The 26,609-nt window shown below is 40.6% G+C and carries 20 protein-coding genes and 4 tRNA genes; 9 read left to right on the top strand and 15 right to left on the bottom strand.

Annotated features, from left to right (window positions below; all coding sequences use genetic code 11):
• Positions 1-14 precede the first annotated feature (14 nt).
• Together L5B71_RS05480 and aspA are read left to right on the top strand one after the other, a co-directional pair.
• Positions 15-263, top strand: a complete 249-nt coding sequence (locus L5B71_RS05480; protein ID WP_265757363.1) for an HAD family hydrolase — start codon at positions 15-17, stop codon at positions 261-263.
• 156 nt (positions 264-419) lie between these two features.
• On the top strand, positions 420-1,844 hold the full coding sequence (gene aspA / locus L5B71_RS05475; protein WP_265757362.1) for an aspartate ammonia-lyase: 1,425 nt from the start codon (positions 420-422) through the stop codon (positions 1,842-1,844).
• Positions 1,845-1,960: 116 nt separating this feature from the next.
• Here aspA and L5B71_RS05470 read toward each other — a convergent pair whose 3' ends face one another.
• The 9 genes from L5B71_RS05470 to rne all read right to left on the bottom strand — a co-directional run bounded on the left by L5B71_RS05470 (position 1,961) and on the right by rne (position 16,491).
• Complete coding sequence (locus tag L5B71_RS05470) at positions 1,961-4,633, bottom strand: type III restriction endonuclease subunit R (RefSeq protein ID WP_265757361.1); 2,673 nt, start codon at positions 4,631-4,633, stop codon at positions 1,961-1,963.
• A gap of 100 nt (positions 4,634-4,733) precedes the next feature.
• A complete protein-coding gene (locus L5B71_RS05465) occupies positions 4,734-6,632 on the bottom strand; it encodes a Z1 domain-containing protein (RefSeq protein WP_265757360.1) in 1,899 nt (632 codons plus the stop codon).
• A complete protein-coding gene (locus L5B71_RS05460; protein ID WP_265757359.1) occupies positions 6,633-7,010 on the bottom strand; it encodes a restriction endonuclease PLD domain-containing protein in 378 nt (125 codons plus the stop codon).
• On the bottom strand, positions 6,946-7,671 hold the full coding sequence (locus L5B71_RS05455; RefSeq protein WP_265757358.1) for a restriction endonuclease PLD domain-containing protein: 726 nt from the start codon (positions 7,669-7,671) through the stop codon (positions 6,946-6,948). The genes L5B71_RS05460 and L5B71_RS05455 overlap by 65 nt, the downstream gene beginning before the upstream one ends.
• Complete coding sequence (locus L5B71_RS05450; protein WP_265757357.1) at positions 7,672-8,772, bottom strand: DNA cytosine methyltransferase; 1,101 nt, start codon at positions 8,770-8,772, stop codon at positions 7,672-7,674.
• 16 nt (positions 8,773-8,788) lie between these two features.
• Complete coding sequence (locus L5B71_RS05445; RefSeq protein WP_442780741.1) at positions 8,789-11,767, bottom strand: SNF2-related protein; 2,979 nt, start codon at positions 11,765-11,767, stop codon at positions 8,789-8,791.
• Between the two features lie 334 nt (positions 11,768-12,101).
• A complete protein-coding gene (locus L5B71_RS05440) occupies positions 12,102-12,734 on the bottom strand; it encodes an HI_0552 family protein (RefSeq protein ID WP_265757355.1) in 633 nt (210 codons plus the stop codon).
• Between the two features lie 2 nt (positions 12,735-12,736).
• Positions 12,737-13,558 carry a bis(5'-nucleosyl)-tetraphosphatase (symmetrical) ApaH gene (gene apaH, locus L5B71_RS05435; protein ID WP_265757354.1) on the bottom strand — a complete coding sequence of 274 codons (822 nt, stop codon included), beginning with the start codon at positions 13,556-13,558 and terminating at the stop codon, positions 12,737-12,739.
• A 92-nt stretch (positions 13,559-13,650) separates the two neighbouring features.
• A complete protein-coding gene (gene rne / locus L5B71_RS05430; protein ID WP_265757353.1) occupies positions 13,651-16,491 on the bottom strand; it encodes a ribonuclease E in 2,841 nt (946 codons plus the stop codon).
• Positions 16,492-16,932: 441 nt separating this feature from the next.
• Between rne and rluC the strand changes: the two genes are divergently transcribed.
• Positions 16,933-17,910, top strand: a complete 978-nt coding sequence (gene rluC, locus L5B71_RS05425; RefSeq protein WP_265757352.1) for a 23S rRNA pseudouridine(955/2504/2580) synthase RluC — start codon at positions 16,933-16,935, stop codon at positions 17,908-17,910.
• Positions 17,911-17,951: 41 nt separating this feature from the next.
• Here the strand turns inward: rluC and trxA are convergent, their stop codons facing one another.
• The 3 genes from trxA to L5B71_RS05410 all read right to left on the bottom strand — a co-directional run bounded on the left by trxA (position 17,952) and on the right by L5B71_RS05410 (position 20,522).
• Positions 17,952-18,275, bottom strand: a complete 324-nt coding sequence (gene trxA, locus L5B71_RS05420; protein ID WP_265757351.1) for a thioredoxin — start codon at positions 18,273-18,275, stop codon at positions 17,952-17,954.
• A 123-nt stretch (positions 18,276-18,398) separates the two neighbouring features.
• Positions 18,399-19,394 (bottom strand): 2-hydroxyacid dehydrogenase, encoded by a 996-nt coding sequence (locus L5B71_RS05415; protein ID WP_265757350.1) that lies wholly within the window; start codon positions 19,392-19,394, stop codon positions 18,399-18,401.
• An 18-nt stretch (positions 19,395-19,412) separates the two neighbouring features.
• Positions 19,413-20,522: a methionine biosynthesis PLP-dependent protein gene (locus L5B71_RS05410; RefSeq protein WP_265757349.1), complete on the bottom strand. Its 1,110-nt coding sequence runs from the start codon at positions 20,520-20,522 to the stop codon at positions 19,413-19,415.
• A 321-nt stretch (positions 20,523-20,843) separates the two neighbouring features.
• Between L5B71_RS05410 and L5B71_RS05405 the strand changes: the two genes are divergently transcribed.
• The 3 genes from L5B71_RS05405 to L5B71_RS05395 all read left to right on the top strand — a co-directional run bounded on the left by L5B71_RS05405 (position 20,844) and on the right by L5B71_RS05395 (position 21,121).
• Positions 20,844-20,919: transfer RNA gene (locus L5B71_RS05405), tRNA-Gly, on the top strand.
• 11 nt (positions 20,920-20,930) lie between these two features.
• A tRNA-Cys gene (locus L5B71_RS05400) sits at positions 20,931-21,004 on the top strand.
• Between the two features lie 30 nt (positions 21,005-21,034).
• Positions 21,035-21,121, top strand: a tRNA-Leu gene (locus L5B71_RS05395).
• 687 nt (positions 21,122-21,808) lie between these two features.
• Here L5B71_RS05395 and L5B71_RS05390 read toward each other — a convergent pair.
• Together L5B71_RS05390 and lpxH are read right to left on the bottom strand one after the other, a co-directional pair.
• Positions 21,809-21,885, bottom strand: a tRNA-Ile gene (locus L5B71_RS05390).
• Between the two features lie 92 nt (positions 21,886-21,977).
• A complete protein-coding gene (lpxH, locus tag L5B71_RS05385; RefSeq protein ID WP_265757348.1) occupies positions 21,978-22,700 on the bottom strand; it encodes a UDP-2,3-diacylglucosamine diphosphatase in 723 nt (240 codons plus the stop codon).
• Between the two features lie 120 nt (positions 22,701-22,820).
• Here lpxH and L5B71_RS05380 point away from each other — a divergent pair, with 120 nt between their 5' ends.
• The 3 genes from L5B71_RS05380 (at position 22,821) to L5B71_RS05370 (ending at position 25,929) form a co-directional block, all read left to right on the top strand.
• Positions 22,821-23,564 carry a 1-acylglycerol-3-phosphate O-acyltransferase gene (locus L5B71_RS05380; protein ID WP_265757347.1) on the top strand — a complete coding sequence of 248 codons (744 nt, stop codon included), beginning with the start codon at positions 22,821-22,823 and terminating at the stop codon, positions 23,562-23,564.
• 1 nt (position 23,565) lies between these two features.
• A complete protein-coding gene (locus L5B71_RS05375; RefSeq protein ID WP_265757346.1) occupies positions 23,566-24,975 on the top strand; it encodes a multicopper oxidase domain-containing protein in 1,410 nt (469 codons plus the stop codon).
• Positions 24,976-25,095: 120 nt separating this feature from the next.
• Complete coding sequence (locus tag L5B71_RS05370; protein WP_265757345.1) at positions 25,096-25,929, top strand: class II glutamine amidotransferase; 834 nt, start codon at positions 25,096-25,098, stop codon at positions 25,927-25,929.
• Positions 25,930-26,007: 78 nt separating this feature from the next.
• Here the strand turns inward: L5B71_RS05370 and slyD are convergent, their stop codons facing one another.
• Positions 26,008-26,595, bottom strand: a complete 588-nt coding sequence (slyD, locus tag L5B71_RS05365) for a peptidylprolyl isomerase (RefSeq protein ID WP_265757344.1) — start codon at positions 26,593-26,595, stop codon at positions 26,008-26,010.
• Between the last annotated feature and the right edge of the window lie 14 nt (positions 26,596-26,609).

Here is a 26,609-nt window from a genome sequence, read left to right as displayed (position 1 = left end):
AATATTTAGAAATAATGAATAACGCGGCGACCAAAGCCAAGGCTATTCAATTTATGGCACAACGATCTGCAGTAGATAAATCAGAGATTATTGCTTTTGGTGATAATTTTAATGATCTCGATATGTTGCAATATGTAGGCTTAGGCATTGCAATGGGAAATTCACCAGATGAAATTAAACGCTGTGCTAAACAAATCACCACAAGCAATGATGAAGAGGGTATTGCGTTAAGTTTGAGGAAAATTTTTTCGTTGCCGTCTTAACAAGATCATATGCTCAAGCTTGAAGCACAAAAAAATCTAATTCTAGCGATAAATTAATATCTTAAATGCTTTTTTCATAATGTGATCTGACGCAATATTTTTACACAGTGGCATAGCTATAATGAGTCCAGAATAATAAAGCATAAGGAAATTATTATGAAAAATACTCGTATAGAAGTAGATTTAATCGGCGAACGCGAAATACCTAATGAAGCCTATTGGGGCGTTCACACTTTACGAGCAATGGAAAACTTCAACATTTCAGACAATACCATCTCTGACGTACCAGAATTTGTACGCGGGATGGTGATGGTGAAAAAAGCCACGGCGCTGGCTAATGGTGAGCTAGGGGCAATTCCAAAAAAAATTGCCAATGCCATTGTGAAAGCCTGTGATGAAGTGCTAGAGAATGGACGCTGTATGGATCAGTTTCCAACCGATGTATATCAAGGTGGCGCGGGAACTTCAGTGAATATGAACACCAATGAAGTGATTGCCAACCTTGCGTTGGAATTGCTCGGGCATAAAAAAGGGGAATACGACATTATCGATCCAATGGATCACGTTAATGCCAGCCAATCCACCAATGATGCCTATCCAACAGGTTTCCGCATTGCGGTATATAACAGCATTATGCACTTGCTGAAAAATATCCGTTATCTACAAAAAGGTTTTGAAGCCAAAGCCAAAGAGTTTGCTGATGTGCTAAAAATGGGCCGCACCCAATTACAAGATGCCGTGCCAATGACCGTAGGGCAAGAATTTAAGGCCTTCTCAGTGCTATTGGAAGAAGAAGTACGCAACCTAAAACGTACGGCAAAGTTATTGCTTGAAGTCAATCTTGGCGCAACTGCCATTGGTACGGGTTTAAACACCCCTGAAGGCTATGCTGAACTGGCGGTGAAATACCTTGCGGAAGTCAGCCAACTGCCTTGTGTGCCTTCTGAAAACTTAATCGAGGCCACTTCCGACTGCGGTGCTTATGTAATGGTTCACAGCGCCTTAAAACGCACTGCAGTGAAATTATCCAAAGTATGTAATGATTTACGTCTTTTATCTTCAGGCCCAAGAGCTGGTTTAAATGAAATTAACTTGCCAGAACTACAAGCTGGTTCGTCTATTATGCCTGCCAAAGTAAACCCTGTTGTACCTGAAGTGGTGAACCAAGTGTGTTTTAAAGTGATCGGCAACGATACTACTGTTACCTTTGCAGCCGAAGCCGGACAATTACAGCTTAACGTAATGGAACCTGTGATTGGCCAAGCAATGTTTGAATCCATTTCACTTCTCAGCAATGCGTGCGTGAACTTGCGTGATAAATGTGTGAATGGCATTACTGTCAATGCAGACGTGTGCCGAAACTATGTATTAAATTCTATCGGTATTGTCACCTATCTCAATCCGTTTATCGGACACCACAATGGTGATATTGTTGGTAAGATTTGCGCAGAAACAGGAAGAAGTGTACGCGAAGTGGTGCTAGAACGTGGTTTGCTCACAGAAGATCAACTAGATGATATTCTATCCTTAGAAAATCTAATGAATCCACGCTATAAAGCTAAAAAATTTCTTGATGAATAATATATTAGATATAGCATACTAGAAAATATAAGTATGACAAATTCAATCTGGCAGACCTAGTTTAAAATAACGTGCGTCTGCCAGATTTTGATTTTAGTTTAAATGACTATAATTAATTATAACAGGATTTTATTAAACATTTTCTGCAAATAATCCCGCTCTTCCATAAACAAAATATGTTTATCCTCAAACTGTTGCTGGGTCATAGCAGAAGCATTGATTAATTCTCGTTGCTTGGTAATGGATAAAATAAACGCATTTAGAGTGATATCCAGATTTAACTCCTGCTCCAATTTTTTCACTTCCGTCTGCAAATCAAACTTGGGATGATGCAAATCCATATTGCGGATGCCTTTCGGGTCGATAAAGCTCAGCCATTGCTGCCCGCTGTTATTATCCACTAGCCATAACAGAAAATCAGGATAAAAATTACCCGCTAAAGCAAAGCCCAAGCCTTTAGACTTATTTGCCGCATTACGCAGTAAATACAGCTCCTTATCGCCAATCCACTCGCGTAATTTGCCTGTTTTATAAGCGGCTTGTAAATCATTGATAAATTTAATCTCACTACCATCTTTCATATCCAGTGGCTGCATTTTCAGCGGTAATTCTTTCAGATTATCAATACTCATAATGGGATAGTACAAATGCCGTTCAAAGCAAATGGCGGTGATATTCGGAGCCTGCCACGCCAAAGCTTCTTTTAGCATACCTTGCTCAATAATCGTTTTTAATGCCGTGAGTTTGCTTTCATAATCCTTGCCTTCATCGCTCGCTTCTATCGTGAATAAATAGCTGTTTTGCAGTGATGGATGATTTTCATCCACTTCCACTGTTTCATAAAACTGCCCTTCATAGGCAGCCTTTAAGCCTTGATAAAAACGATCGGTATAGTTATGCAATAAATCCATCAAAATACTTTGTTGTTTATTGATATCGGCAAAAGATTCTACTGCTAAGGCTTCCTTTGGAATATAGAGCGTATACCAGCCGTCCTGCTCGGCAAATTGGCGCAGTTTCGCTTTGTCAATCCGCAGATTAAACCAAGTTTTACTGAGTTTATAATGCCATAAATCCAAATAAATTTTATCCCAATCAAAAAAGTCAAACAGCTGTTTGTCTAGGTAATGGGTTTCTCGTTTATCATTATCCAATCTGTTTTTTTGTTTGGTTTGATACGCTTCTATCTTGGGATAATAATCCAGCTCAGCGTGAATGACTTTGACTTTTCCCTGCCATTTTTCTGGAATCTCGTACAGATAAATAGTTTTCTCTATCCGCTTAAACCCGAGTTTTTGATTGTCTTTATAACCATCTTTCAGGCGCAATGTCCGCAGTTTGGTATGCGTGGGTAAATTAGGTTGTACTTTAAAATCAACGGTTAGCAATTCATCTGGCGGCGTAATGCCTTCCTCGCGTAAATACGCCTTAAACTGCTCCATATAGCCGGCGGCAATTCCAAAGATGTTTAAGGTTTCCAGTTTTTCTAAATGAATGCCTTTAGGGCGATTGTCTTTCAGGCTGCGTTTGAGTGAAAAGTTTTCGCCTTTTAAGCGCACGCCACGACCAAAAAGCTGAATGATTTGGCTACCTTCTTTTTTACCCATATTGAGTAAGCCCATCGTCGCCACTCGCCAGCTCGACCAGCCTTCGCTAAATTTACGCGAACCAATCAATAAGTTGGTTTTGCTCTCTTTGTGGTTAATTTTGTGGAATAAACCATCGGCAAAATCATTCTCGCTGCAATCAAATGCGCTTTGCTTACTCGCCGTTTTATAAAATCCTTTAGCATCACCAATGTTAATGACACCAAACGCTTCTGCACCACCTACTGCTAACGCCAGCTCACCGTCTGATTTTTTTAGATGAGTTAGTTGTAAGCGTCCCGGTACACGGGCATTGAATAATCTTTGCAAAACATCAGCATATAAATCCGCCTCTTTACCTAAAAAATCCATCAGCGGCGAAAACTGCCCAAAGAAAATATTATTACCTTTATTGTCGGTCAGTCTTGCGGTATCTTTAAGCAAATCGTGTAGCCAGTTTTGTATTGTGTTGGGTTCATTGAGAAATTTGGCTAAGAAATTGAGCACCTTTAATACATCACTATCATCATCGGCGACTTTATTACCCACAAATACCCATAGCGGTTTTTCAATATTCCATGCTTGCAAGGCATGGCTGTGTGTCTCAAACAAATACAGCTGTTGATAGAAGTTCAGCAAACAAGCGGTTAGGTACAAATCGCCATGCTCGCGATAATCGTCGTCTTTCAGGTTTAAAATCTGGCTTTCTTTGCCATAGCCATCGGCATAGAAGAATTTATACGAATAATCGAACAATACCGCCTTGGCATACACCTCAAACATCGCGGTTTGCCGTGCTTGTTGCTTCTCCAAATCGGATAAAACAAGCTGTGCCTGCTGCCCTTCATCCAAATTTTTCAAGCTCGCAGAACCAAATAACAGCTTCGCCTTTTTCTTTTGCAGCTCTACTTCTTGCTCGTAAGCGGTTTTGCCACTGGCTACCGCCTGCCCAAAAGTGGCGGAATACTCAAAAGCAAATCCCTTATCCACCAGCTGTTCACGCCGTGCCATCCACGCATCACCCGATGCACCACGATGCCCCTCATCCACCAACACCAAGTTATGCCCAGCAAAAGCGGCAGTAGCAACGGTTTTATCGCCATCAATTATTTGAATATCGTTCTTTGTAAAATTAAACTTACCTTGTTTTGAATTAGTGTTATTTTTATCAAAAATAATGGCTTGAAAGCCAGATAGCTCCAAATCTTTGATATATTGTAAGTTTTAAGTCTTTTTTACAATATTATTAATAGATCATTTTAATCATATCTAAGGGCTTACATATGAGATGAATGCAGGCAAACTAATCATCTAGTACACTCCAGTAAACTAATCCTTTATGTGGTAACTTAATGTTTGCTAGCCAAAAATTATCACCCTGCCAACCTTTATTTTTATCACCAACAATTTGATAGAGTGTTAAAAATAGATCATCAGGATATTGATTACTAAGTTTACGGTCATCCTCAGAAAGCATAGTTCCTGTGCCCTTTGCTAATTTTCGTTGTTGTTTAATCAATACATAGTTGTTAAAACTTGGGCGTTGGGACTGCAATGCTTTAATACTACTGATAATTTTTTCTTTATCCCAATCTTCTGGTGCATACTGCCCTAAGTTATCTAGTATTAAAAATAAGACTTCAGAATCAATCTGATATAAATCACCACCTTTTTGTTTACTCTCAAAAATACTTGGCAATAATCTATTGATTGCAGCAAGATTATGTTCATCAGGATTAGATGGAAAGTAATTCACACCGCCGACAAGCTGATTTAGTTGGCTTGTTTTTAGTACATTTTTTCGTGTTGGACTAATATTTTTAGGGTAAATAACTTGGACTTGTCCATTATCTTGTTTGGCTTGCTCAATAATCAAATTATTAGCTTGATTGAGTGCTGTAAAAAAATGATATACATCAACAGGTATATAAAGACGCAATAACATCGGATTTCGATCATAACCAAAGATTCTAGAATGTTGCCAAAAGGTATCAGCATTTGGTTTTTTTGCGGTACGACTATAATAAACAGTTTGCAGTTTTGGGATGGTTAAACCGCGCCCAATAACATTACCGCCAATAATAATATTAAACCCTTGATCCAGTTTAAAATTACTTTCTGTTTTGGAGTTTAATACTACAATATTTATTTGTTTATTTTCTAGAATTGTGGTTAGCCTTTTATATATATCTTCAAAATGGTGAATATCAGGCTTGGTTTGTTTTAAGTCCTGATAATTATCAAAAAAACTATTTGCAAAATTTTCATCATTATTCACAGCCTGTACTAAATCATTTAAACAAGCCTGAATTTTATGAGCAAAAGTTTTGTGGTCTTGAATTTTATAACTTGGATGTAAGGCAAAATTACAGTTACTTTTGCCACATAAGTCAAATTCTGCACAAGTTAGTAAAAAGCTTTGTAAGGCTTGGCTAACGCCATTAGCGATTTCATTGCTTTCATCTTGCATCGTATCTAATTCTGGATCAATAAAGCGAACAATATAGCTTGGTGGATCAGAAAATACAAAGTTTCCACCAATATATTTCTCTCCTGCTTCAAAAAAATGAACAAACTCTGGTTTCCAATTTGATTCTTCGTGCTGCAAAAACAAAGACTGTGGTGTAGCAGTGAGCTGAATAAATAGACTTTGACAGCAAGTATTTTTAATCTCATTTAATAGATTATTAATTGTACTGGCATCTTTATTTCGTTTATCGGCATTGGTATTTAAACTGGCAGCATCTGCCTCATCATCAACAATAACCAATGGATAACCCTTCAAACTCTCTTGACTGGCAAACAAATTGCGCCAACGTTTTAAAATGTTAGCATTTTTCTTAATGACCACTAAAATAGGATTATCTGCCTTCATTATTTGAGTGAAACTGCTATCATCGGTTTCAGATAAAACAATAAATTTATCTAAGCTGTCTTTAGCACGCTCGAAAGTCTGATCCTGTAGATCAACACTATCCGTAGTGAGATACAAAAAAATTTTATGGTCGCCATCATCTGCTAGCGCACTCAAAATCCCCAACACTTGTGCTGTCTTACCACTTTGCACATTGCCAAGCATTAATACATTTTGTGTTTTCTTTAGCTCTAATGCAGTAAATTTTTCCATAAAACCATCTACAGTTTCTTGTACTGAAGCAACTAATTCAGGTGGGCTTAGTTTATTTAAATAGGCTTGTAACATCTATTTCCCCTTAAAAGATAATAACCAAAGGTCTGGAACGTCTGTGGAGCGAAGTGTGAAAAAATGATTACCATACTGGTCTAAAGTCTCTCTAGTAATTTTTTCTCCTGTTTTCAAGCAGCCTGAAATTTCTAATCGCCCTTTAATCCATTTTCCTAGGGTTTTTAAATCATTTTCAGAACGTAAATTTTTAGCATAGTCTCCTGATGTTTTACATTGGAATTTCCAGCCATCATCAGTGATAACCATAAAAGTTTCATGATAGGGGTAACCATCCTTATTGGTTATATCACTTGGTACAATAATTTCTACTTCATACCATGGGCGAGGATTTAACAAATCCCCTTTTGTCTTTTCTGCCTTCACCAAAAAAGACATTTAAATTGCTTTTTTCTTCTGTTTTTGCTGGAATATTAAAAATATATTTCGATTTCTGACTAAATAAAGTGGCTGTCTCTTCAGGAGGGATTTTCTCTACACCAAGACACTGTTCTAAGTGAACATTATGTGCTTTAAACTCTGTTGGAGCATCGACTTGATTAATTGGTTTCCCTAAAGATTGTATGGTTTTGTGAATATCATCATGAAGCTTTTGTGCATTGATGTGGTCATCTAAATGAATCATAGTTTCATAAGTTCGCTCGGTTTTATCCCAAAAACAAGTTAAATTTGCTGAACCGATTAAACCATCTAACGAGCTACCTGATTTAAATGCATACATTTTTCCATGAAATTTGACAAATGGTGTAACATAAACCGTACCTCTATTGTGTTCTTGTAAGAAAGCATTAAGCTCGCATAAACTTTGGTACTGTGGTTTGCTAAAACCTTCTAAATAGTGCATACCTACTAACAGCTTCACTTTGGCAATTTGTTGGTTTTGCTCTAATATCTTATGCAATTCTTGAACAGCATCATTTGATACATATCCAGTTGCCATCAACACTTCATCAGAATGGCGAAATAAATTCATCCATACTTGGTTGAGAGATTTTGTGGTAATTTTTGCACCAGCAATATTTGAAAACACAGTATCCATTTACTTGCCTCCACGAATTTTATTCAATCGATGATGAAATAAAATATCCTTTTCTTCTTGCAATTTTTGATATAGATCTACTTTTTCATAATTATCTGAAAAAATAGGAAGAATTGCCTTTGCTAAAGCCACAACACCTTGTGGTGGTACAGCATTACCAATTTGACGACGTACTTCAGTAGTCGAACCGATAAATTCAAAACTATCAGGAAAACTTTGTAAACGAGCACGTTCACGATTGGTAAATGCTCTTGGCTCTGGATAATGATAGCCCCAGGTCCCTCCACCACCAGCTGCAATAATAGTTTTTGCGGGTTGATTGCGGTGCATACGCCGATAAACATGGCTAATCATACCCTTAACGTATAATGGGTGATCTTTGGGAATATCAGTAAAATTACCACCTTCGGGGATCATTTCCAGCATTCTTTTGGTTTTATCGCTAATTTTTAATAACTCATTATTAAGCGCATCTTGTGGAATATTGGCAATAGCTTCTCCTGCTGTAACAAAAGGTTTTAAATGACTATTAGGATCATCAGAATGAGTGGGGTCGGGATGCCTAAAATTAAATCCTGTATCTAAACGTACACCTACAATCAGTACACGCTCTCTAAATTGAGGCACACCAAACTCAGCAAAATTATATAATTTCGCCTGAACGTAATAACCACAAGATTCAAAGTCTTCAATGATTTGTTGAATTGCGCGTTTCTTATTAGCAGTTAATATACCTTTAACATTTTCTGCAACAAAAACCTTGGGTTTTTTTACAGCAACAAATCGTAGAAAACTTTTATATAAATTACCACGTTCACCATCTAAGCCTGGCTGTTTCCATATAACTGAAAAATCCTGACACGGAAAACCACCCAAGATAATATCGCAATCAGGAATATTGGAGGAACTTGGGTCAATTTTTTCAATATCACCTTCGACAATAACATCTCCAAAATTTTTGCGAAACGACTCGCATGCCCAATGTGAAAAATCATTTGCCCAAATAGTTTCATATCCAGCTAAGTGAAATCCCAAATCTAATCCTCCACAACCTGAAAATAAGGATAGAATTTTTGGTCTCTTTTTTATATTATTTATCACAGAAAACTCCAAAACTTTAACTATAGTAAAAATTTAAAATAATAGTTATAGAACCTGATGAGTAATTAAAGCTCAACGATAACTCATCAAGTAACAGTGTGTTATATACATTAGATTTTAACTTGATGTCACGAAATAAATATTTCCATCCAATCCTAAACAATTCTACCACATCCACTTTCTGCTCAAGTTGTGCTTGTAACTGTGCTATTAGCTCATCACGCTTGGCGTCTATTTCATCTTGTTTATCAAATAATTCACGGCGTTTTTTGTTGCGCTTGCCTTCCAGCTGGCGTTGCTGTTGTTGGCAGCTCAGTTTTTCTTCTAGCGTTGGGGCGATGGCAGCGGCTTTGCGGATTTCTTTGATTTGTCGGTCAATGTCTTTGATTTCTTGCTCTAGGCCTTGTTTGAGGTCGTCTGCCCAACCGTCGATTTTTTGGATTTCGGTATCAAAATAGCTTAGGTTTTGTTGGTTGATACTGCGTAACAAGTCATTCTGCCGTTGCTCGCTGTCGGTGGCAAGGGCAGGCGTGATTTGTATCGCCTGACTCGGGTTTTGTATTGTGCTAACGGGGAGTTTCAGCATTTTTTCAGGGTCGTCCTCCACTAACACTTCACCATTGTCTGTTACCGCACTGATAATCAAATGCTCTTCGCTTTGGTCAAAAGCACTTACCGTTATCAATTTAGCAATCAGTTGTCCGCTTTGCCCGATGTAGGGCTCTAGGGAGCTGATTTTGCTCGGATAGGCTTGGTAGTCAAAGGTAAGCGTGGCATAAGGGCAAGTGCGGTTTTTGGCTTGGGCAATAATGGCTTGAGCCAATGGATGGCTAATGCGATAAAGATGTGCTTCTGGGTTACGGCGTGGGAGTTCGTAGCGTCCTAGGGGAATATCTGACAGGTTTTCAGGTAGCCTGTGCAGGGTAAAACCGTTGTTGTCAAAGTCGGCATAGCCGTGTAATTCTGCTCGGGTGAGGGTGAGTAGGCGTTGTTCGTAGCGGTTGCGGGATTGCTCGCTTTGGTTGGCTCTGAAATTTAGGCGTTCTTGGACGCTTTCGTCGAAGTTTTCTAGGATTTGTCCGCGTGTTTGGCGTATGGCAGCGTCGATTTGGTCTTTGAGTTCTTGTTGTAGGGTATCAAAGGCTGCCTGAATGGTTTTGGGTTCACGGCAATGGCGGTAGATGTCGGCGATACGGCGTTCAATGTCAACACCTGAACCGATGGTGCCTAAGATTTCATCACTGGAGCCAAAGACGCCGTCAAAAAGCTGGAATTTTTCTGCCAATAGTTCATAAACGCGTTGGTCGGCAGGGTTGCTGTTGTCAAGGAAATTGACAACGACGACGTCGTGCTGTTGTCCGTAACGATGGCAGCGTCCGATGCGTTGTTCCACTCGCTGGGGATTCCACGGTAGGTCATAGTTGATAACAAGGGAGCAAAATTGTAGGTTAATCCCTTCGGCACCGGCTTCGGTGGCTATCATAATACTGGCTTTATCACGAAAATGTTCCACTAAGGCGGCACGGGTGTCGGCGGTTTTGGAACCTGTGATTTTGTCGCTGTTTTGGTGTTTTTCTAGCCAAGTGCGGTAAATTTTCGTGGCTTGTTTGCCACTGTTGTCGCCGTTAAATAGGACGATGTTATCTGGGTCTTTACCGTAAGGGCTGTCGAGTAGGCGTTCTAAAAGGTAGTCTTGCGTTTTGCGGGATTCGGTGAAGATGATGGCTTTTTGTGGGGCGTTTTTCTTGGCTTGTTCGGCAAAGGCGCGGTCTAAGGCGGTGAGCAGGGCTTGTCCTTTGGCGTCGTCTTTGATGTTTTGTGCCATAGCGATGAAGTTTTTGAGTTCGGCAATTTCATCTTCAATTTTGCCGATGGGCTGTTCTGCCTCTGCTTCATTGCTGTCTTCTTCCCATTCTTCTTGGGTGTTGTCAAAGTTTTCGTAATCGTCTAAGGCAAGATCGTTGTCTTTGCCCTCGTTGATGATGGCTTCTAAGCGGTTGACGATGGTTTGTAAGGTGCCAGCAATAGCACGGCTGCTGGATGCCAATAATTTCCATAATATCAAGGAAATAAGGTGGCGTTGATTGTTGGGTAAACCGTGCAGTTGCGGTCGGCGTAGGTAGTCTGCCACCAAGTCAGAAAAGGTTTTTTCTTGGTCTGATGGGGTGAATTCTTGCACCATCGCGTGACGGGCGGTGTAGTTAATATACGGCATCACTTGGCTGCGTAAAGTGCGTTTGCAGACGGGGGCAAGGCGAGTGCGTAATCGTGTTAAGTCGGCTTCGCTGGCTTTGGCACCAAATTGCGTCTTAAAGCTATCTAAATCGCCAAAGATGCGTTCATCAATCAAGCTGGTTAAGCCGTACAATTCCAATAAGCTGTTTTGTAGCGGCGTGGCAGTGAGCAAAACTTTGGCAGAAACGTGTGCTAACGCCGTTTTTAGGGTATTGCCTACCACATTGCTGGGTTTATAAACGTTACGCAGGCGGTGCGCTTCGTCCATCACCACCAAATCCCAGTCAATGGCTTGTAAATTATCGGCTTTTGCTTTGGCAAACGGATAAGAACAAATTACAGGCCCTGCTTCATAGCAAAAAGGATTGGGCGCGCCAGATTTTTGTAAGGCGTTGTAGTTTTTACTCTCTAAAATCAGGCAGGATAAACCAAACTTATCCAGCAATTCTTGATGCCACTGTTTACGCAAATTGGCAGGCACAATAATCAAAATCCGCCGTTTACGCTCCGCCCACCGCTGGGCAATGACAAGGCCTGCTTCAATGGTTTTGCCAAGTCCCACTTCATCAGCCAGCAATACGCCTTTGGAGAGCGGATTTTGACAGGCAAAAATCGCCGCTTCCACTTGGTGCGGGTTTAAATCGACTTGTGCATCGGCAAGCGTTTGCCCAAAAAAGTCCGCTTCACTGCTGCCTGCTTTACGGGATAGCTGCCAAGCAATGATTTGGGATTGGTGGGGGGTAATGGATATTTGCATAATTTACAGTAGCTTTTATTTTGGGAATAAATGATTCTTTGAAAATGACAAAGAGTATTTGTTTTTCTGCTTTATTTGTATCTGAATGTGATTAGAAAAGTATAAAATATAAATACGACTCTGTACATAGGCATAGCATTGATTGTGGAAGAGGGAACTCAAGCTGGTAATCGATAGAATAAGATGCATCTTTTAGATGTATGTGAGCTTAAATTCTTTTCAGTACAAATTTTTCTATCAAGTAATGTTGCCGTGGAGATTATTTCACTCTACATATCTGAGCTACGAGGAATTTACCCGTTTTCAATACTGTTGTATAGTTTTACCCGTTACGTTGCTATTTTAAGTGACATTTTTCATATAACGGCTGTAAATCTTGGATTGCTTGTACAATAAACTTTAGCGAATCAATTTGATCTAATTTAGTTTTTTCAATATTTTTACCAATACAGAAAAAATCCTCTGCGTTATGGAGCACAAAATCCTGCTCAGAAAGATCCTGCACTTTGCGAAAATCGGCGTATTCGCTTTCCTTACTGCTCCAAAAATCAAAATCGGCATACTGTGTTTGATCCAGCTGTTCGAACCATTGATTGTATTGTTGTACATTAATTTGCGAGCGGTCGGCGCGGTAGCAGTGCCAATCAAGGCTTACTTGTAAACGGCGACGGTTTAAAATAACCGAGAAAATGGCAGCTGAATTTTTATTAAACTCATATTTGAAATAAGCAAAAAAATGCGCCCGCACTTGCCAGCCATTGCACCATTTTTCGATATGAGGTTCTGCAAAAGGCGTACCAAGACGCTGCGCCACTTGCAAGATCGCCGTTTTCCATAAATTCCATTCCCGTTTGTAATCTGCTTTAATTTGAGGGATTTGTTCAGGACAGAATTTTTTCATTTGGGCGAACTGAAAAAAAGGAAGATTGAATAGTTCGCAACTGGCAGAAGTAATCAGTTTTTCTTTCATTTTTAAGTATATTGTTTGATTGCAGGTTGGGTGAAATAACGTTTATCTTCCCAGCGTAGCATTGTCATTCGATTACCCCACACACAGCCTGTATCAAGGGCATAAATATTGGTCGGTGTAGGTGTATCGACTAAACTTGCCCAATGTCCAAAGACGATATTTTCCGTTTTCAATAGGGGATTATTAAGCCTAAACCAAGGCGTTAGCTCAGCAGGTGCTTCGTCAACAGGGGCCTTGCAAGTGAAATCAAGACGGTGATCATAGTAACAAAAACGCATACGGGTAAAAACATTAATAATGTAACGTAGGCGATCAATACCCTGCAAATCAGGCGACCAGCGATCGGGTTGGTTATCATACATCTGTTCAATCATTGTATAATAATCACCGTGGCATAGCACTTGCTCCACTTCGGCAGCACAGGCTTTCGCGGTGGCAAGATCCCAATCAGGCGAGATCCCAGCATGAGTGAGTAAAAATCCTGCCTGTTGGTTATGAATGAGTAAGGGTTGCAGGCGCAGCCAATCAATCAACTCGTGGAAATCAGGGGCGTTGAAAATGGCATCCACGCGATCCTTTGGTTTGATTTTTTTTATTCCAAGTGCGGTGGAAATTAAGTGCAAATCGTGATTGCCAAGCACGGTATGTGCTGCGTTGCCAAGGGATCTGACTAAACGTAAACATTCAAGCGACTTATCCCCACGCGACACTAGATCGCCTACTAAATAAAGCTCATCTTGGCTTGGATCAAAGTTCACCTTTTCCAACAACGCGTGCAATTCATCATAACAGCCTTGCAGATCGCCTACTAAATAGGTTGCCATATTAAATTCTCATAAAATTTTATAAATAATATTCATAAAAATGCACCTTACCGAAAGGTAAGGTGCATTCGTATTAGTCATTTGAACGAACCTTATTCAGCTATCTTAGCTGAAGTCGCTTCGGCATAAACGTGGCTAATTGCGTTGTGATGTCCTGCTGGCCCTTTACCGTAGAAATAGTAACGTGATTCGCGCCATTCTACTATAGGATAGTCCCCTTCTATACTTTCAATTGTCTTAGCTAAAGTCATTTCGGCATGGGTGTGTGGTACCGCAGAAATGGTTCCTAAGCGACCGTTAAATGTATAATCACGATCTATTTTTTCTGAGATTTCTACTGGAGCATTACACTGAGTTAGCTCACTTTGTGTTTCTGTCGGTATGTGAGATTCAGCACTACATTCGCTCTGCAAGCGTTGTAAGGAAGCTTGAACTTTTTTCTCTACAGAAGCATTGGCTGGCTGAGCGACAAAGCCTGTTAATGGTTTAGGATCATCACTAGCTTGTTGAACTAATAATTCTGTTGCTGGTGTAGTTATTGCCATCTCATCGGTAGCGTTTTGCTGTTCCAGTAATTCATCAACCGATAAGAAATGGCTAGGTTTATTTGTTGTAAATGCACTACTATCAATCCAAACTTTACCACTTGCTAATTCAGGTGAAGCCACCGCTGCAAATAATGGCATTGGTGATTTTTCATCTGCAGTACGATATTTACGCATACGCAAATGGCGAGGTAAACGGCGGCGATTATCACGACGCTTTTTGTTCTCATTTTGCGTAGTTTCGCTAGTTGAATCCTCAGCATCAACAACGATAGTTGATTGAACCACTTCTTCTGTTGTTGCATCAATCGCAGGGAAGGTAGTTGACTGTTGCTTTTGTGCTATTACTGGATCAGTTAGATTTTCCTCAATACGTACTTTTTTTCGGAGATCACGACGTTGACGGCGCTGTTGTACTGGAAGAGCAGTATTTTCAGTAGTCAGATTTTCTGCCTGTGCGATCGTATCCTCAATGATCGGTAATACTTTCTTATTAGTTTTATTTTGCCCTGACCGGTTATCTAAATTATCAGACACACGTTCATTACGTTTATTTAACTCCTCACCAGATTTATACTCGTTACGATTACGTCTAGTATTGCGTCGTTCGTTATTGCGGCGACGATTATTTTTATTGCGTGGGGCAGTTTTCTTTTGTTCCGGTTTTGAGGTGAAAAAGCGTTTAAGTTTAGCTATAAAACCTGCAATAACAGTTGTTAATCCGGCACTTTTGGACTCTGTAGGCATTGGTGCTGGGGTTTCAATTGCTAGGGATACGGCTGCATCTTTTAGTACATGTTCAGACGTTACTGCCGCAGCTTCAACATTACGACTTACTAAAGATTCTTCTGCATCAAAGTTATCTTCTTGCTCACGGTGTAATTTAGCAAGGTTATAGCTTAAATGCTGATAATTCTCTCCCTCGCGAACACGAAAAACACTAAAATGAGGCGTTTCCATTTCCTCATTAGGTGCAACTACAATGTCTACATTATGACGTTTTTCAATGCTACTAATAGCCTTGCGTTTTTCATTCAGTAGGTAAGAGGCAATTTGCACCGGCACAATGGTATAGACCTGTTTGGTATTTTCTTTGATCGCTTCTTCTTCCAATAAGCGTAAAATGGATAACGAGAGCGATTCATTATCACGAATTTTCCCAGTACCTTGACAACGAGGACAAACGTGGTGAGAAGATTCCCCTAAAGACGGGCTCAAACGCTGACGGCTCATTTCTAACAACCCGAAACGCGAAATACGGCTAATTTGGATACGTGCACGATCTTGACGTACGGCATCACGAATGCGATTTTCCACTTCACGTTGATGGCGAATTGGTGTCATATCGATGAAATCTATTACAATCAACCCCCCTAAATCACGCAAACGCAATTGACGTGCAATTTCATCAGCCGCTTCAAGATTGGTATTGAGCGCTGTTTCCTCAATATCACCGCCACGAGTTGAGCGGGCCGAGTTAATATCAATGGCAGTAAGTGCTTCAGTGACATCAATAACAATAGAACCACCAGAGGGTAAACGCACTTCACGTTGGAATGCTGATTCAATTTGTGATTCAATTTGATAATGGCTGAATAAAGGTACTTCTCCTTGATATAGCTTGACTCTATTGAGAAAGTCAGGGCGTACTAATTTAATATGTGTTTTGGCCTTTTCGTAAATTTTCTGACTATCAATTAAAATTTCACCGATATCCCGGCGTAAATAATCACGAATTGCACGTACAATTACATCACTTTCCTGATGAATCAAGAACGGGGCTGGACGACTTTCTGAGGCTTGTTTAATGGCTTCCCAATGGTGTAACAGCACTTTTAAATCCCACTGTAATTCTTCAGGAGATTTGCCGACGCCTGCGGTACGCACGATTAAACCCACACCTTCTGGCACATCAAGCGAACTCAAGGCTTCTTTTAATTCTAAGCGTTCTTCACCTTCAATACGGCGAGAAATCCCACCTGCTCTTGGGTTATTTGGCATAATTACCAAATAGCTGCCCGCCAAGGAAATGAAAGTGGTAAGTGCGGCGCCTTTGTTACCACGTTCTTCTTTGTTTACTTGAACAATTACTTCTTGCCCTTCGCGTAAAATATCACGAATATTTGGGCGACCTTGATATACATAATCCGCAGGAAAGTATTCACGAGCAATTTCTTTTAAAGGAAGGAAACCGTGACGTTCCGCACCGTAATCAACAAATGCGGCCTCAAGGCTAGGTTCAACACGGGTGATACGGCCTTTATAAATATTAGCCTTTTTTTGTTCGTGGCCTGGACTTTCAATATCCAAGTCGAACAAACGTTGCCCATCAACGAGGGCAACACGCAACTCTTCTTTTTGGGTTGCGTTGATTAACATTCTTTTCATTCGATTTTCTCTTATATTTTCATCTTAAATTTGTCATAAAAAACCACCGCACTTTGGCTTCGCAATCGACCTCGTGTCTGTCGCAAAATGTCATTCTCTCGACTGTCAGTTGCTGGGTGCATTGATTGCGTTATCGAAGAGCTATTTTCGATACAAACAAAATGACTGAAATAATTCTTTTGCAAGCGTGGGTGATTTTTATCACACTTAATTGTCCGCTTTTTATTCTGTTATCACAGTAACAAAATCAAAAAAGACAAATTTATTTTATAAAACAACGTCTTATGCCATTTGCAGCGTTATTCTTTGAGGTTGCTTCATTTTTCCCAGTAAGCTGGCAAAAATTGATTCTATTATCTAACGATAGGGATTTTTTAGCAAGGTAAATCCGTGCATTTGTGCTATAATCCGCCCAATTTTGCAAATGATAGAATGAAACCAATGTCTAACAACACTGATGAGAAAATTGTAAATCCTAGCGTAAAAATGTTGCAGATTAGCGAAGATGAAGCAGGCCAACGCATTGATAACTATTTGTTAAATAAGCTCAAAGGCGTGCCGAAAAGTTTAATCTATCGGATTGTACGTAAGGGTGAAGTACGAGTAAATAAAGGGCGAATTAAGCCTGAATATAAGCTACAAAGTGGTGATCTTGTGCGTGTACCACCTGTACGAGTGAGTGAGAAAACGCAGGCACCAGTATCCAAAAAACTCAACAAAGTGGCCCAATTAGAGCAGCAGATTATTTTTGAAGATGATGCGTTATTGGTGCTAAACAAGCCTTCCGGTATTGCGGTACACGGTGGCAGCGGATTAGATTTTGGCGTGATAGAAGCTCTAAGAGCATTGCGTCCTGAAGCACGCTTTCTAGAATTGGTACATCGTTTGGATCGTGATACTTCAGGCATTTTATTAGTGGCGAAAAAACGCTCTGCGTTACGACATTTACACGAGCAGCTGCGGAATAAAACCGTGCGCAAAGATTATCTCGCTTTAGTGCGTGGGCAATGGCAATCTCACTGCAAAGCGATTAAAGCGCCGTTGCTGAAAAATGAATTAGCTGGCGGTGAACGGATTGTACGAGTGAGCGAGCAGGGCAAGCCGTCAGAAACCTTATTTCGCATTGAAGAACGATACAGCAATGCAACATTAGTGAAAGCATCACCCATTACAGGGCGAACTCACCAAATTCGTGTGCATACACAATATGCTGGTCACCCCATTGCTTTAGACAGCAAATATGGTGATAAACAGTTTGACAGCCAAATGGCGGAATTGGGCTTAGACAGGTTGTTTTTGCACGCTTATGCCATTCGCTTAGCACATCCTAAAACACAAGAAGCCTTATCTTTTATTGCGCCTTTAGAAGAGAAATTAAAACAAATTTTACAATTGCTGAGAAAGGATACGAATCATTAAACATCCCGATAAATCTATCGGGATGCCTGACATTATAAAAATTAGCTATTTTTTGTAATAAATGCCGCTAATTGATTTTTAGGCAATGCGCCTACTTGCGAAGCAACGGCTTTTCCTTCTTTAAACATTAATAAAGTTGGAATGCTACGAACGCCAAATTGAGCTGGTGTTGCTTGGTTTTCGTCAATGTTGATTTTCACGATTTTCACTTGATCGCCTAATTCTGCCGCTAATTCATCAAGAATTGGGCCAACCATACGGCAAGGACCACACCAAGGTGCCCAGAAATCTAATAATACAGGCACATCTGATCTTAAAACATCAGCTTCGAAAGTGGCATCAGTTGTATGTAATACTTCACTCATTTTATTTTCCTTATTTGTCTTGTCTATTGTCTAATTTGCCATAGGTTATGGCGTTTTCCTGAATATGAGGCGATGATAGCACAAATTCAAGCTATCATCACTAATCAATGTAATTGTTAAAAGTTAAGATGGCAGTACTAAATTCGGGCAAGGTTTGCCTGTTTTTAGGCTGTAAATATTTTCTAAAGTAACATTAGAAATGCTCGTTAGCGCTTCTTCTGTTAAGAAGGCCTGATGTCCTGTGAGTAATACGTTATGGCACGAAGATAAACGGCGGAAGACATCGTCTTGAATAACCTCATTGGATTTGTCTTCAAAAAATAACTCTCGTTCATTTTCATACACATCCATTCCTAATGCACCAATTTTACGTTGTTTTAATGCATCAATGGCAGCTTGAGTATCAACTAAGGTACCACGGCTTGTATTAATAATCATCACGCCATCGCGCATTTTGGCAAAAGCATCACGATTGAGCAGATGATAGTTTTCAGGCGTTGCAGGGCAGTGCAGGGTGATAATTTGCGATCTGGCATATAATTCATCAAGAGAAACATATTCTGCCCCTAATTCTTGTGCAACAGGGTTTTTAAATGGATCGTAGGCCAAAATATGCATACCGAATCCCTTTAATATACGCATTACTGCAATGCCAATTTTCCCTGTACCAATCACTCCAACCGTGCGTCCGTGCATATTAAATCCAGCTAATCCCTCAAGGGAAAAATTCGCCTCGCGAGTACGTTGGTAAGCGCGGTGAATGCGCCGATTTAGTGTGAGCATTAAACCTACAGTATGCTCTGCCACCGCTTCTGGAGAATATGCTGGCACGCGAACAACTTGAATACCTAATTCTTGTGCCGCCTTGAGATCTACATTATTAAAACCGGCGCAGCGTAATGCAACCATTTTTACCCCGAGTGCGGCCAATTTTTCTAATACTTTTCGGCTGCCATCGTCATTCACAAAAATGCACACCACATCGCAATGCTCTGCCATTTTGGCAGTAGATTCCGTGAGCATAAAATCAAAGAACTCCAGCTCAAATCCATACTTCACATTGACTAATTCTAAATATTTGCGATCGTAGCTTTTTGTACTATAAACAGCGACTCTCATTTTATTCTCCCTGTTTTGTTATTTTAATTGGGCGAAAGCTTGTAACAGATCCGCTTTGAGATCTTCCACATCTTCCAATCCCACCGAGAAACGTAGCAGACAATTACACACACCACGCGCAATACGCTCCGCCTCAGGAATATCCATATGGGTTTGAGTCGCAGGATAAGTGATGAAACTTTCTGTGCCACCAAGACTTTCTGCAAAGGTAATGAGTTTAATCGCTTTCAAGAATGGATTAACCCAAGATTCATCTTGCAAACGGAAAGAGAGCATTCCCCCTTTATTTGGGTAAAGCACATCTTTCACTTGTGGCTGCTCAGCAAGGAATTTCGCGAGTTCTTGCGCATTTTTTTGATGACGTTCCATACGCAACGCCAAGGTTTTCATTCCACGAATCGTCAAAAAGCTATCAAATGGCGAAAGCACTGCGCCCGCACCATTTTGAATATAAAACAGACGATCACAAAGCTCTTGTCCATTGGCTACCACCAAGCCCACTAAGGCATCATTATGCCCTGCGATATATTTTGTTCCGCTGTGGATCACAATATCCGCGCCACATTCCAAAGGACGGAATAGCACCGGCGTTAAGAATGTATTATCTACGATAAGTAATAAATTGTGCTTTTTCGCCAATTTTGCAATGGCTGGCACATTACATTCTTCCATTAATGGATTTGACGGCGTTTCCACAAAAATCGCTTTGGTATTTGGTGTAATCGCCTGCTCAATGGCATCAATAGAAGCAGTATTCACATAAACAGGCTTCACCCCATGGGTATTTTTATAGGCAAAATCTAATAAACGATAAGTGCCACCATACACATCGCTAGACACAATCCATTCATCAGGTGAGGCAAATAATTGCATAATTAACTGAATTGCCGCCATACCAGAGGCACAAGCAAAACCACGCTCACCGCCTTCTAATTTAGCAATCGTTTCTTCTAACACCGTGCGTGTTGGGTTTTTCGTGCGCGTGTAATCATAGCCCGTGCTTTCCCCAATACCGTGATGACCATAAGCGGTAGAAAGGAAAATAGGTGTGGAAACTGCACCTGTTCTTTCATCTGTGCGATTACCTGCTTGCGCAAGTAGCGTTTCGATTTTGTATTGCTGTGTCATATTATTCCTCGTAAAAATTGCAAAAAATTTCACCGCACTTTTATTCAGCCAGAGAACGTTGCAGTGCAGTATGGATAAATAGCATTGCCACATTTTGGCACAAAGGATCGCCTGTTTAAAGTAGATTTTAAATTTAGTTTCGAGATAGCTAACAAGCTAAAGCCAATCTAGATTTATCTATAAATGCCCCTGTGTTAGCACATATTTTGTTATCTTGCATTTTTTTTCATCAATCAATAATGTTTTTGCATATTTTTAATTGACAGCATTTAATAAGTCAGTAAAATGCACGCCACTGACAGCGAATGTGTTGCAGCGAAAGCGGGAATAGCTCAGTTGGTAGAGCACGACCTTGCCAAGGTCGGGGTCGCGAGTTCGAGCCTCGTTTCCCGCTCCAAATTACGCTACGGCGTGTTAGCAAAGCGGTTATGCACTGGATTGCAAATCCATGTAGCTCGGTTCGACTCCGGGACACGCCTCCATAATGCAACCGCAGTCAGCAATATCACTCAGCCCGAGTGGTGAAATCGGTAGACACAAGGGATTTAAAATCCCTCGACTTTCGAGTCGTGGCGGTTCAAGTCCGCCCTCGGGCACCATTAAGAATGTTGTATTAAGTCGTAAGTTAAGCCTTTCAAATCAATAACTTAAGGCTTTTTTCTTTTCTAGATCCCCACCCAAAATATCATTCTCAGCATCAAGTTTTGTCGTGTCTAAAAGGCACTTTGACGTGATTTGCCTAGTTTAGCTAATTTCTAAAAACTCAACCAAAACTGAGTATACTTTAGTTTAAGTAGTACGGTTATAGTAGAAAAAATGAAACGTAACTAGGAACTTATCTGTAAAATTCTGTTCAAGCGAGAAGCAAAAGTAGACGATACTACGCTGGGGAGCCAAAGCATTAAAGGTTGTCCAACTGATGTAGTGGCGTACTATTATCAACTGTTAGCATAGGCGGAATTGATTTGCATTGCCCATTGTAGAATTGTCTTCAATCCAAATCAGTTCAGCCTGTATGAGTAGTTGATAAGGGGGAGATGACAGCGGATAAAATGGTTGAAGGTTTGAAAAAATAAGGATAGCATTGATGAGTTATATAAAAAACGACAACAGCTTTAAGTGGTGTATCCCAAAATCTTTCCACCACAACTGAAAAATGGTTACTCAGGGGAACTATTGGGGATATAAATACGTTTACAATGACAAACCTTTTATTTACTAGGTGCACATATCAAAAAACATTAATTCTATGTTTTTACTGGGTAAGCATTATTTTACAAGTTGGCTGGTGCCCCCAACAGGACTTGAACCTGTGACCAATCGATTATGAGTCGACTGCTCTGACCGACTGAGCTATGGGGGCGTCGATGATGGGCCGAATTATAAGGGAAAGTGGGAGTAAAGTCTAGAATGCAACGGTTATACGGTGCAATTTTCATCAATTGCCATAATAAATCAAGTATTGTGATGATGGTTTATAAACTGATTTCCTTCTGGTGAAACTTGTAAGATTGAAGATGTTTCCCCCCAATCGCCTAGCACAATTCGCTCAAAGTGCGGTGGGATTTTATGCAAATTTTGTCGATGCGTATGTCCGTGGATGAGTTGTTGCACGTTAAATTGTTGCATTGTTTGTAGCACGAAATCAGCGTTCACGTCCATAATTTGATGGGATTTATGCTGCTTATCTTGTTTGCTTTTAGCACGAATTTTCTCGGCAATTTTTAACCGCACTTTTAAAGGGAGATGTAAAAAAAGCCATTGGCGCCATTTTTGATGCACTTTTTTACGATAGCGTTGATAAGCCACATCATCAATGCAAAGGGTGTCGCCGTGGCAAAGTAAAGTGGGGGTGCCGTACAAATCAATCACGTGATAGGTTGGCAACAGTATTAAACCGCAAGATTGGGCAAATTTTTTGCCGATAAGAAAATCACGATTGCCGTGCATAAAATAGCATTTCACACCTTTTTCCGTTAAGTAGTGAATTTGCTGTTTCACTAAATCAATCAAAGGGGAATGCTCATCATCACCAATCCAAAAATCAAAAAGATCGCCTAAAATATACAAACTTTCGGCATCTTGAGCTTGATTTTGCATAAAATCCACAAAAAGTGCGGTTAAATCTGGGCGATTTTCGCTTAAATGTAAATCTGCAATAAAATAGGTCTTTGCCATTGTTGAATGTCTTTGGGAAAAATGAAATTGCTTGATAGCCTAGCATTTTTTTAGCGGATTGATACAAATATTTGCGGATTTTCGCTATACTTGTGTAAATTTTTTTCAGGATATATCTTTATGCTAAAATTTCTGCGTGTTTTTGTTGTTGTGTTATGTAGTGTTCTAATTTGCTTACTTGGTACAATCTATTCTCTCATTCGTTTCAGAAACCCAAGTAACGTGGGTGATGTGGCGCGTTGGTTTGGGCGTTTATATCCGCTTTTTGGTTTGCAAGTGGAACATCGTTACCCTGCAAATGCTGAAAAAATCGGGCCGTGTATTTACATTGGCAACCACCAAAATAACTACGATATGGTCACCATTTCTTATATGGTGATGCCTCGCACGGTGAGTGTAGGGAAAAAAAGCCTGATTTGGATACCGTTTTTTGGCATTTTATATTGGGCATCGGGTAACATTTTTTTAGATCGTGATAACCGTTCCAAAGCGCATAGCACAATGGCTCAACTGGCTGAACGCATTAACCGTGATAAACTTTCTATTTGGATGTTTCCTGAAGGCACGCGTAGCCGTGGACGTGGTTTGCTGCCATTTAAAACAGGGGCGTTCCACGCCGCCATTGCCGCTGGGGTGCCAATTGTGCCGGTGGTTTGTTCCACTACACAAAATAAAATCGACCTTAACCGTTGGGATAATGGCAAGGTGATCTGTGAAATGTTGCCACCAGTGGATACTTCGGCTTACACCAAAGACAATGTGCGTGAATTGGCGAGCTATTGCCATGCTTTAATGCAGCAGCGAATCAACGAACTGGATGCGGAAATTGCTGCCAGCCAAGTTAAACAAGACTCAACAAAATAAAATGAATCATTTTTCTCGCCGTCAATTTTTCAAAACAGCCCTTACTGCGGGGGCTTTTTCTGCCATTCCAGCGCCATTATGGGCGGCTGATCGCCAGCCTTTGCGCGTTCCGCCATTAATGGAAACACGCCGTGGTAAGCCTGTTTTTCTAGAAATGAATAGTGCGCAAACTCAATTAGAGCGGGGAAAAGCCAGCGAAGTTTGGGGATTTAATGGCAATTATTTAGGGCCTACATTGAAAATGCGCCAAGGGGATTTTGCCAAGTTGAACTATCGTAATAGTTTGTCGCAACTGGTGGCGCTAGCTATTCAAGGGCTGCAAGTGAGCGCTGAATCACTAGGTGGTGCCTCTCATCCTTTCAAGCAAGGGCAAGGCTGGTCGCCAATTCTGCCGATTACGCAACCTGCCTGTACCTGCTGGTATTCCGCTTGCACCTTAGGGCATTCCGCTTATCAAACTTATCGTGGTTTGCTCGGGGTGTGCATTATTGAAGATAACGAAAGCCGTAAATCAAGCTTGCCACAAAAATATGGCGTAAATGATATTCCTTTGATTTTGCAAGATATGCAATTAAATGATGAAGGGGTGCAATTATTCCAACAAAATCGACCGCACTTTTTCGGCAATCGTTTATTTGTCAATGGACAAGAAGCACCTTATTTAGAGGTGCCGCGCGGCGTTGTGCGTTTACGTTTGCTGAACGCTTCCCTTTCGCGCCGTTATGAATTACGCTTTGATGACGATCGCGATTTCCAACTCATCGCACTTGATCAAGGCTTTTTACCACAAGCTAAAACCCAAAAAGTGCTTTTTCTTGCACCGAGCGAACGTGCTGAAATTCTTGTTAATCTCAATGAAGGGGAAAACGCCACCTTAATCGTGGGGAAAAAACGAAATTTCTTCAGTAAGCTCACTGGCTTTTTCGCCAGTGATGAAGAGCTGCTTGATAACACGGTGCTTGAGCTACGTCCACAAGGCTTAAGCAGTGCCTTTGCGCAAAACAACGAAATGCAGTTTAACACCGATGCAGCGCAAGCGTTAAAGGCGGAAATTCGCCGTGAGCGTCAGTTCCAACTTGATGCGAATAATGGAATGCTCAATCAACAACGTTTCGATCCTAGACGCATTGATGTAAATGCCGAATTAAACAGCACGGAACGCTGGACAATCACGAGCAACGAGCCGACAGGATTTAAAATTCAGGGGGCAAAATTTATCATTGAAAGTATTAATGATAAATCTGTGGCAGAAAGCGATCTTGCGTGGAAAGACAGCCTGTGGATTGAAGGCAAAGTACAGATTTTAGTGCGCTTTCAACAGCCTTCTTCAAATGGCCATCCTTTCACCTTTGGTGCGGCAGATCTGATGGCGGCCGACAAAGGTTGCTTGGGCTTAATGGTGGTGCAATAAAGCAAATAACGCCAAGTTATGTGATATGCACCTTTAATCTAAAAGTGCGGTTGAATTTTTGTAAATTTTTTTGTTAAATCAAACAAGATTTAGAAAGTTAAAATCAGTTAAGGTTTCGTTATGTGTCAGCTATTAGGAATGAATTGCAATACCCCCACAGATATTGTGTTCTCTTTTGAAGGATTCCGCCGCCGTGCAGGGCTTACCGATAGCCATTCTGACGGTTTCGGCATTGCCTTTTTTGAAGGCAAAGGTGTGCGTATTTTTCGCGATAACCAAGCCGGGCATAGCTCCCCCATTGCTGATTGTGTAAAACAATATCACATTAAATCGTTCAACGTGATTGCCCACATTCGCAAAGCTACGCAAGGTGCGGTAACTATTGAAAATACGCACCCATTTATTCGTGAAATTTGGGGTGAAAACTGGGTATTTGCGCACAACGGCAATCTTACAAGTATCCCTGATATGTCGCAAAGTTTCTGCCAGCCCATTGGTTCAACTGACTCAGAAGCCGCTTTTTGCTATATGGCTGAACAGTTAAAAAATCGCTTTCGTAAAAAGCCCACAGAAGAACAAATTTTCCGAGTTATTCAAGAGATTACGAAAGAATTAGTGCAAGGTGGGACATTTAATTTTATTCTTTCTAACGGACAATGGATGATTGCTCACTGCTCTACGAATTTGCATTACATTACGCGTAAAGCACCTTTCGGCACGGCACAACGTATTGATGATGATGGTGTGATTGACTTTCGCCAACATACCACAGAGAAAGATAAGGTTACCATTATTACTACTTTCCCATTGACCAAAAATGAAACTTGGACAAAAATGGAACACGGTGGTTTTGTGTTTTTTAAAGATGGCGATAAAGTTTACGAAGTGCTTGGTACACCAAGAGATACCATTGATGATGGTACCTTAGGGGATGCGAAAGTCCCTTGCTGTTGATATTAAGTCTCAGTTATGGTCTGTTATGCAAAAAGAGCGGTGCAAACACACCGCTCTTTTTTTGTAAAACTAACTAAATTAGTGTTTACCACCGCAACAACCACCGCCGTGATGCTCGTGCTCGTGATGATGGTGATGGCTTCCACAACCACAACCGTGACCTTGCTCATCGCTATCACCGTGTCCGCCACAGCAGCCACCTTCTTGGTGAATATGACCGTGAGCGATTTCTTCTAAGGTTGCCTCACGGGTTCCCACAACTTCCACATCAAATAATAATTCTTGACCAGCAAGCATATGGTTTCCATCAACGACTACATCATTCTCGCCCACTTCAGTGATCACTACTGGCAATGGACCAACATCCGTTTCAGCAATAAAACGCATTCCTGCGACAAGCTCATCGACACCAACAAACACATCTTTCGGTACACGTTGTACTAAATTTTCGTTATAATCTCCGTATCCTTCTTCTGGTTTAACACGAACCTCAAATTTATCACCAACGGATTTTCCCTCAAGGGCTTTTTCTAACCCAATGACTAAATTGTTATGCCCTTGTAAATACGCTAAAGGCTGATTTGCAGGTGCTTCATCTACAAGTACGCCATCTTGAGTGCGAACTTGATAAGCAATGCTCACTACCACATTTTTTGCAACTTTCATTTTAGACCTCAATT

It is taken from the genome of Avibacterium sp. 21-586, assembly GCF_026226775.1.
GTDB lineage: Bacteria > Pseudomonadota > Gammaproteobacteria > Enterobacterales > Pasteurellaceae > Avibacterium.
The sequence above is the reverse complement of the archived record's forward strand: the minus strand, read 5'-3'. Positions and strand labels throughout refer to the sequence as shown.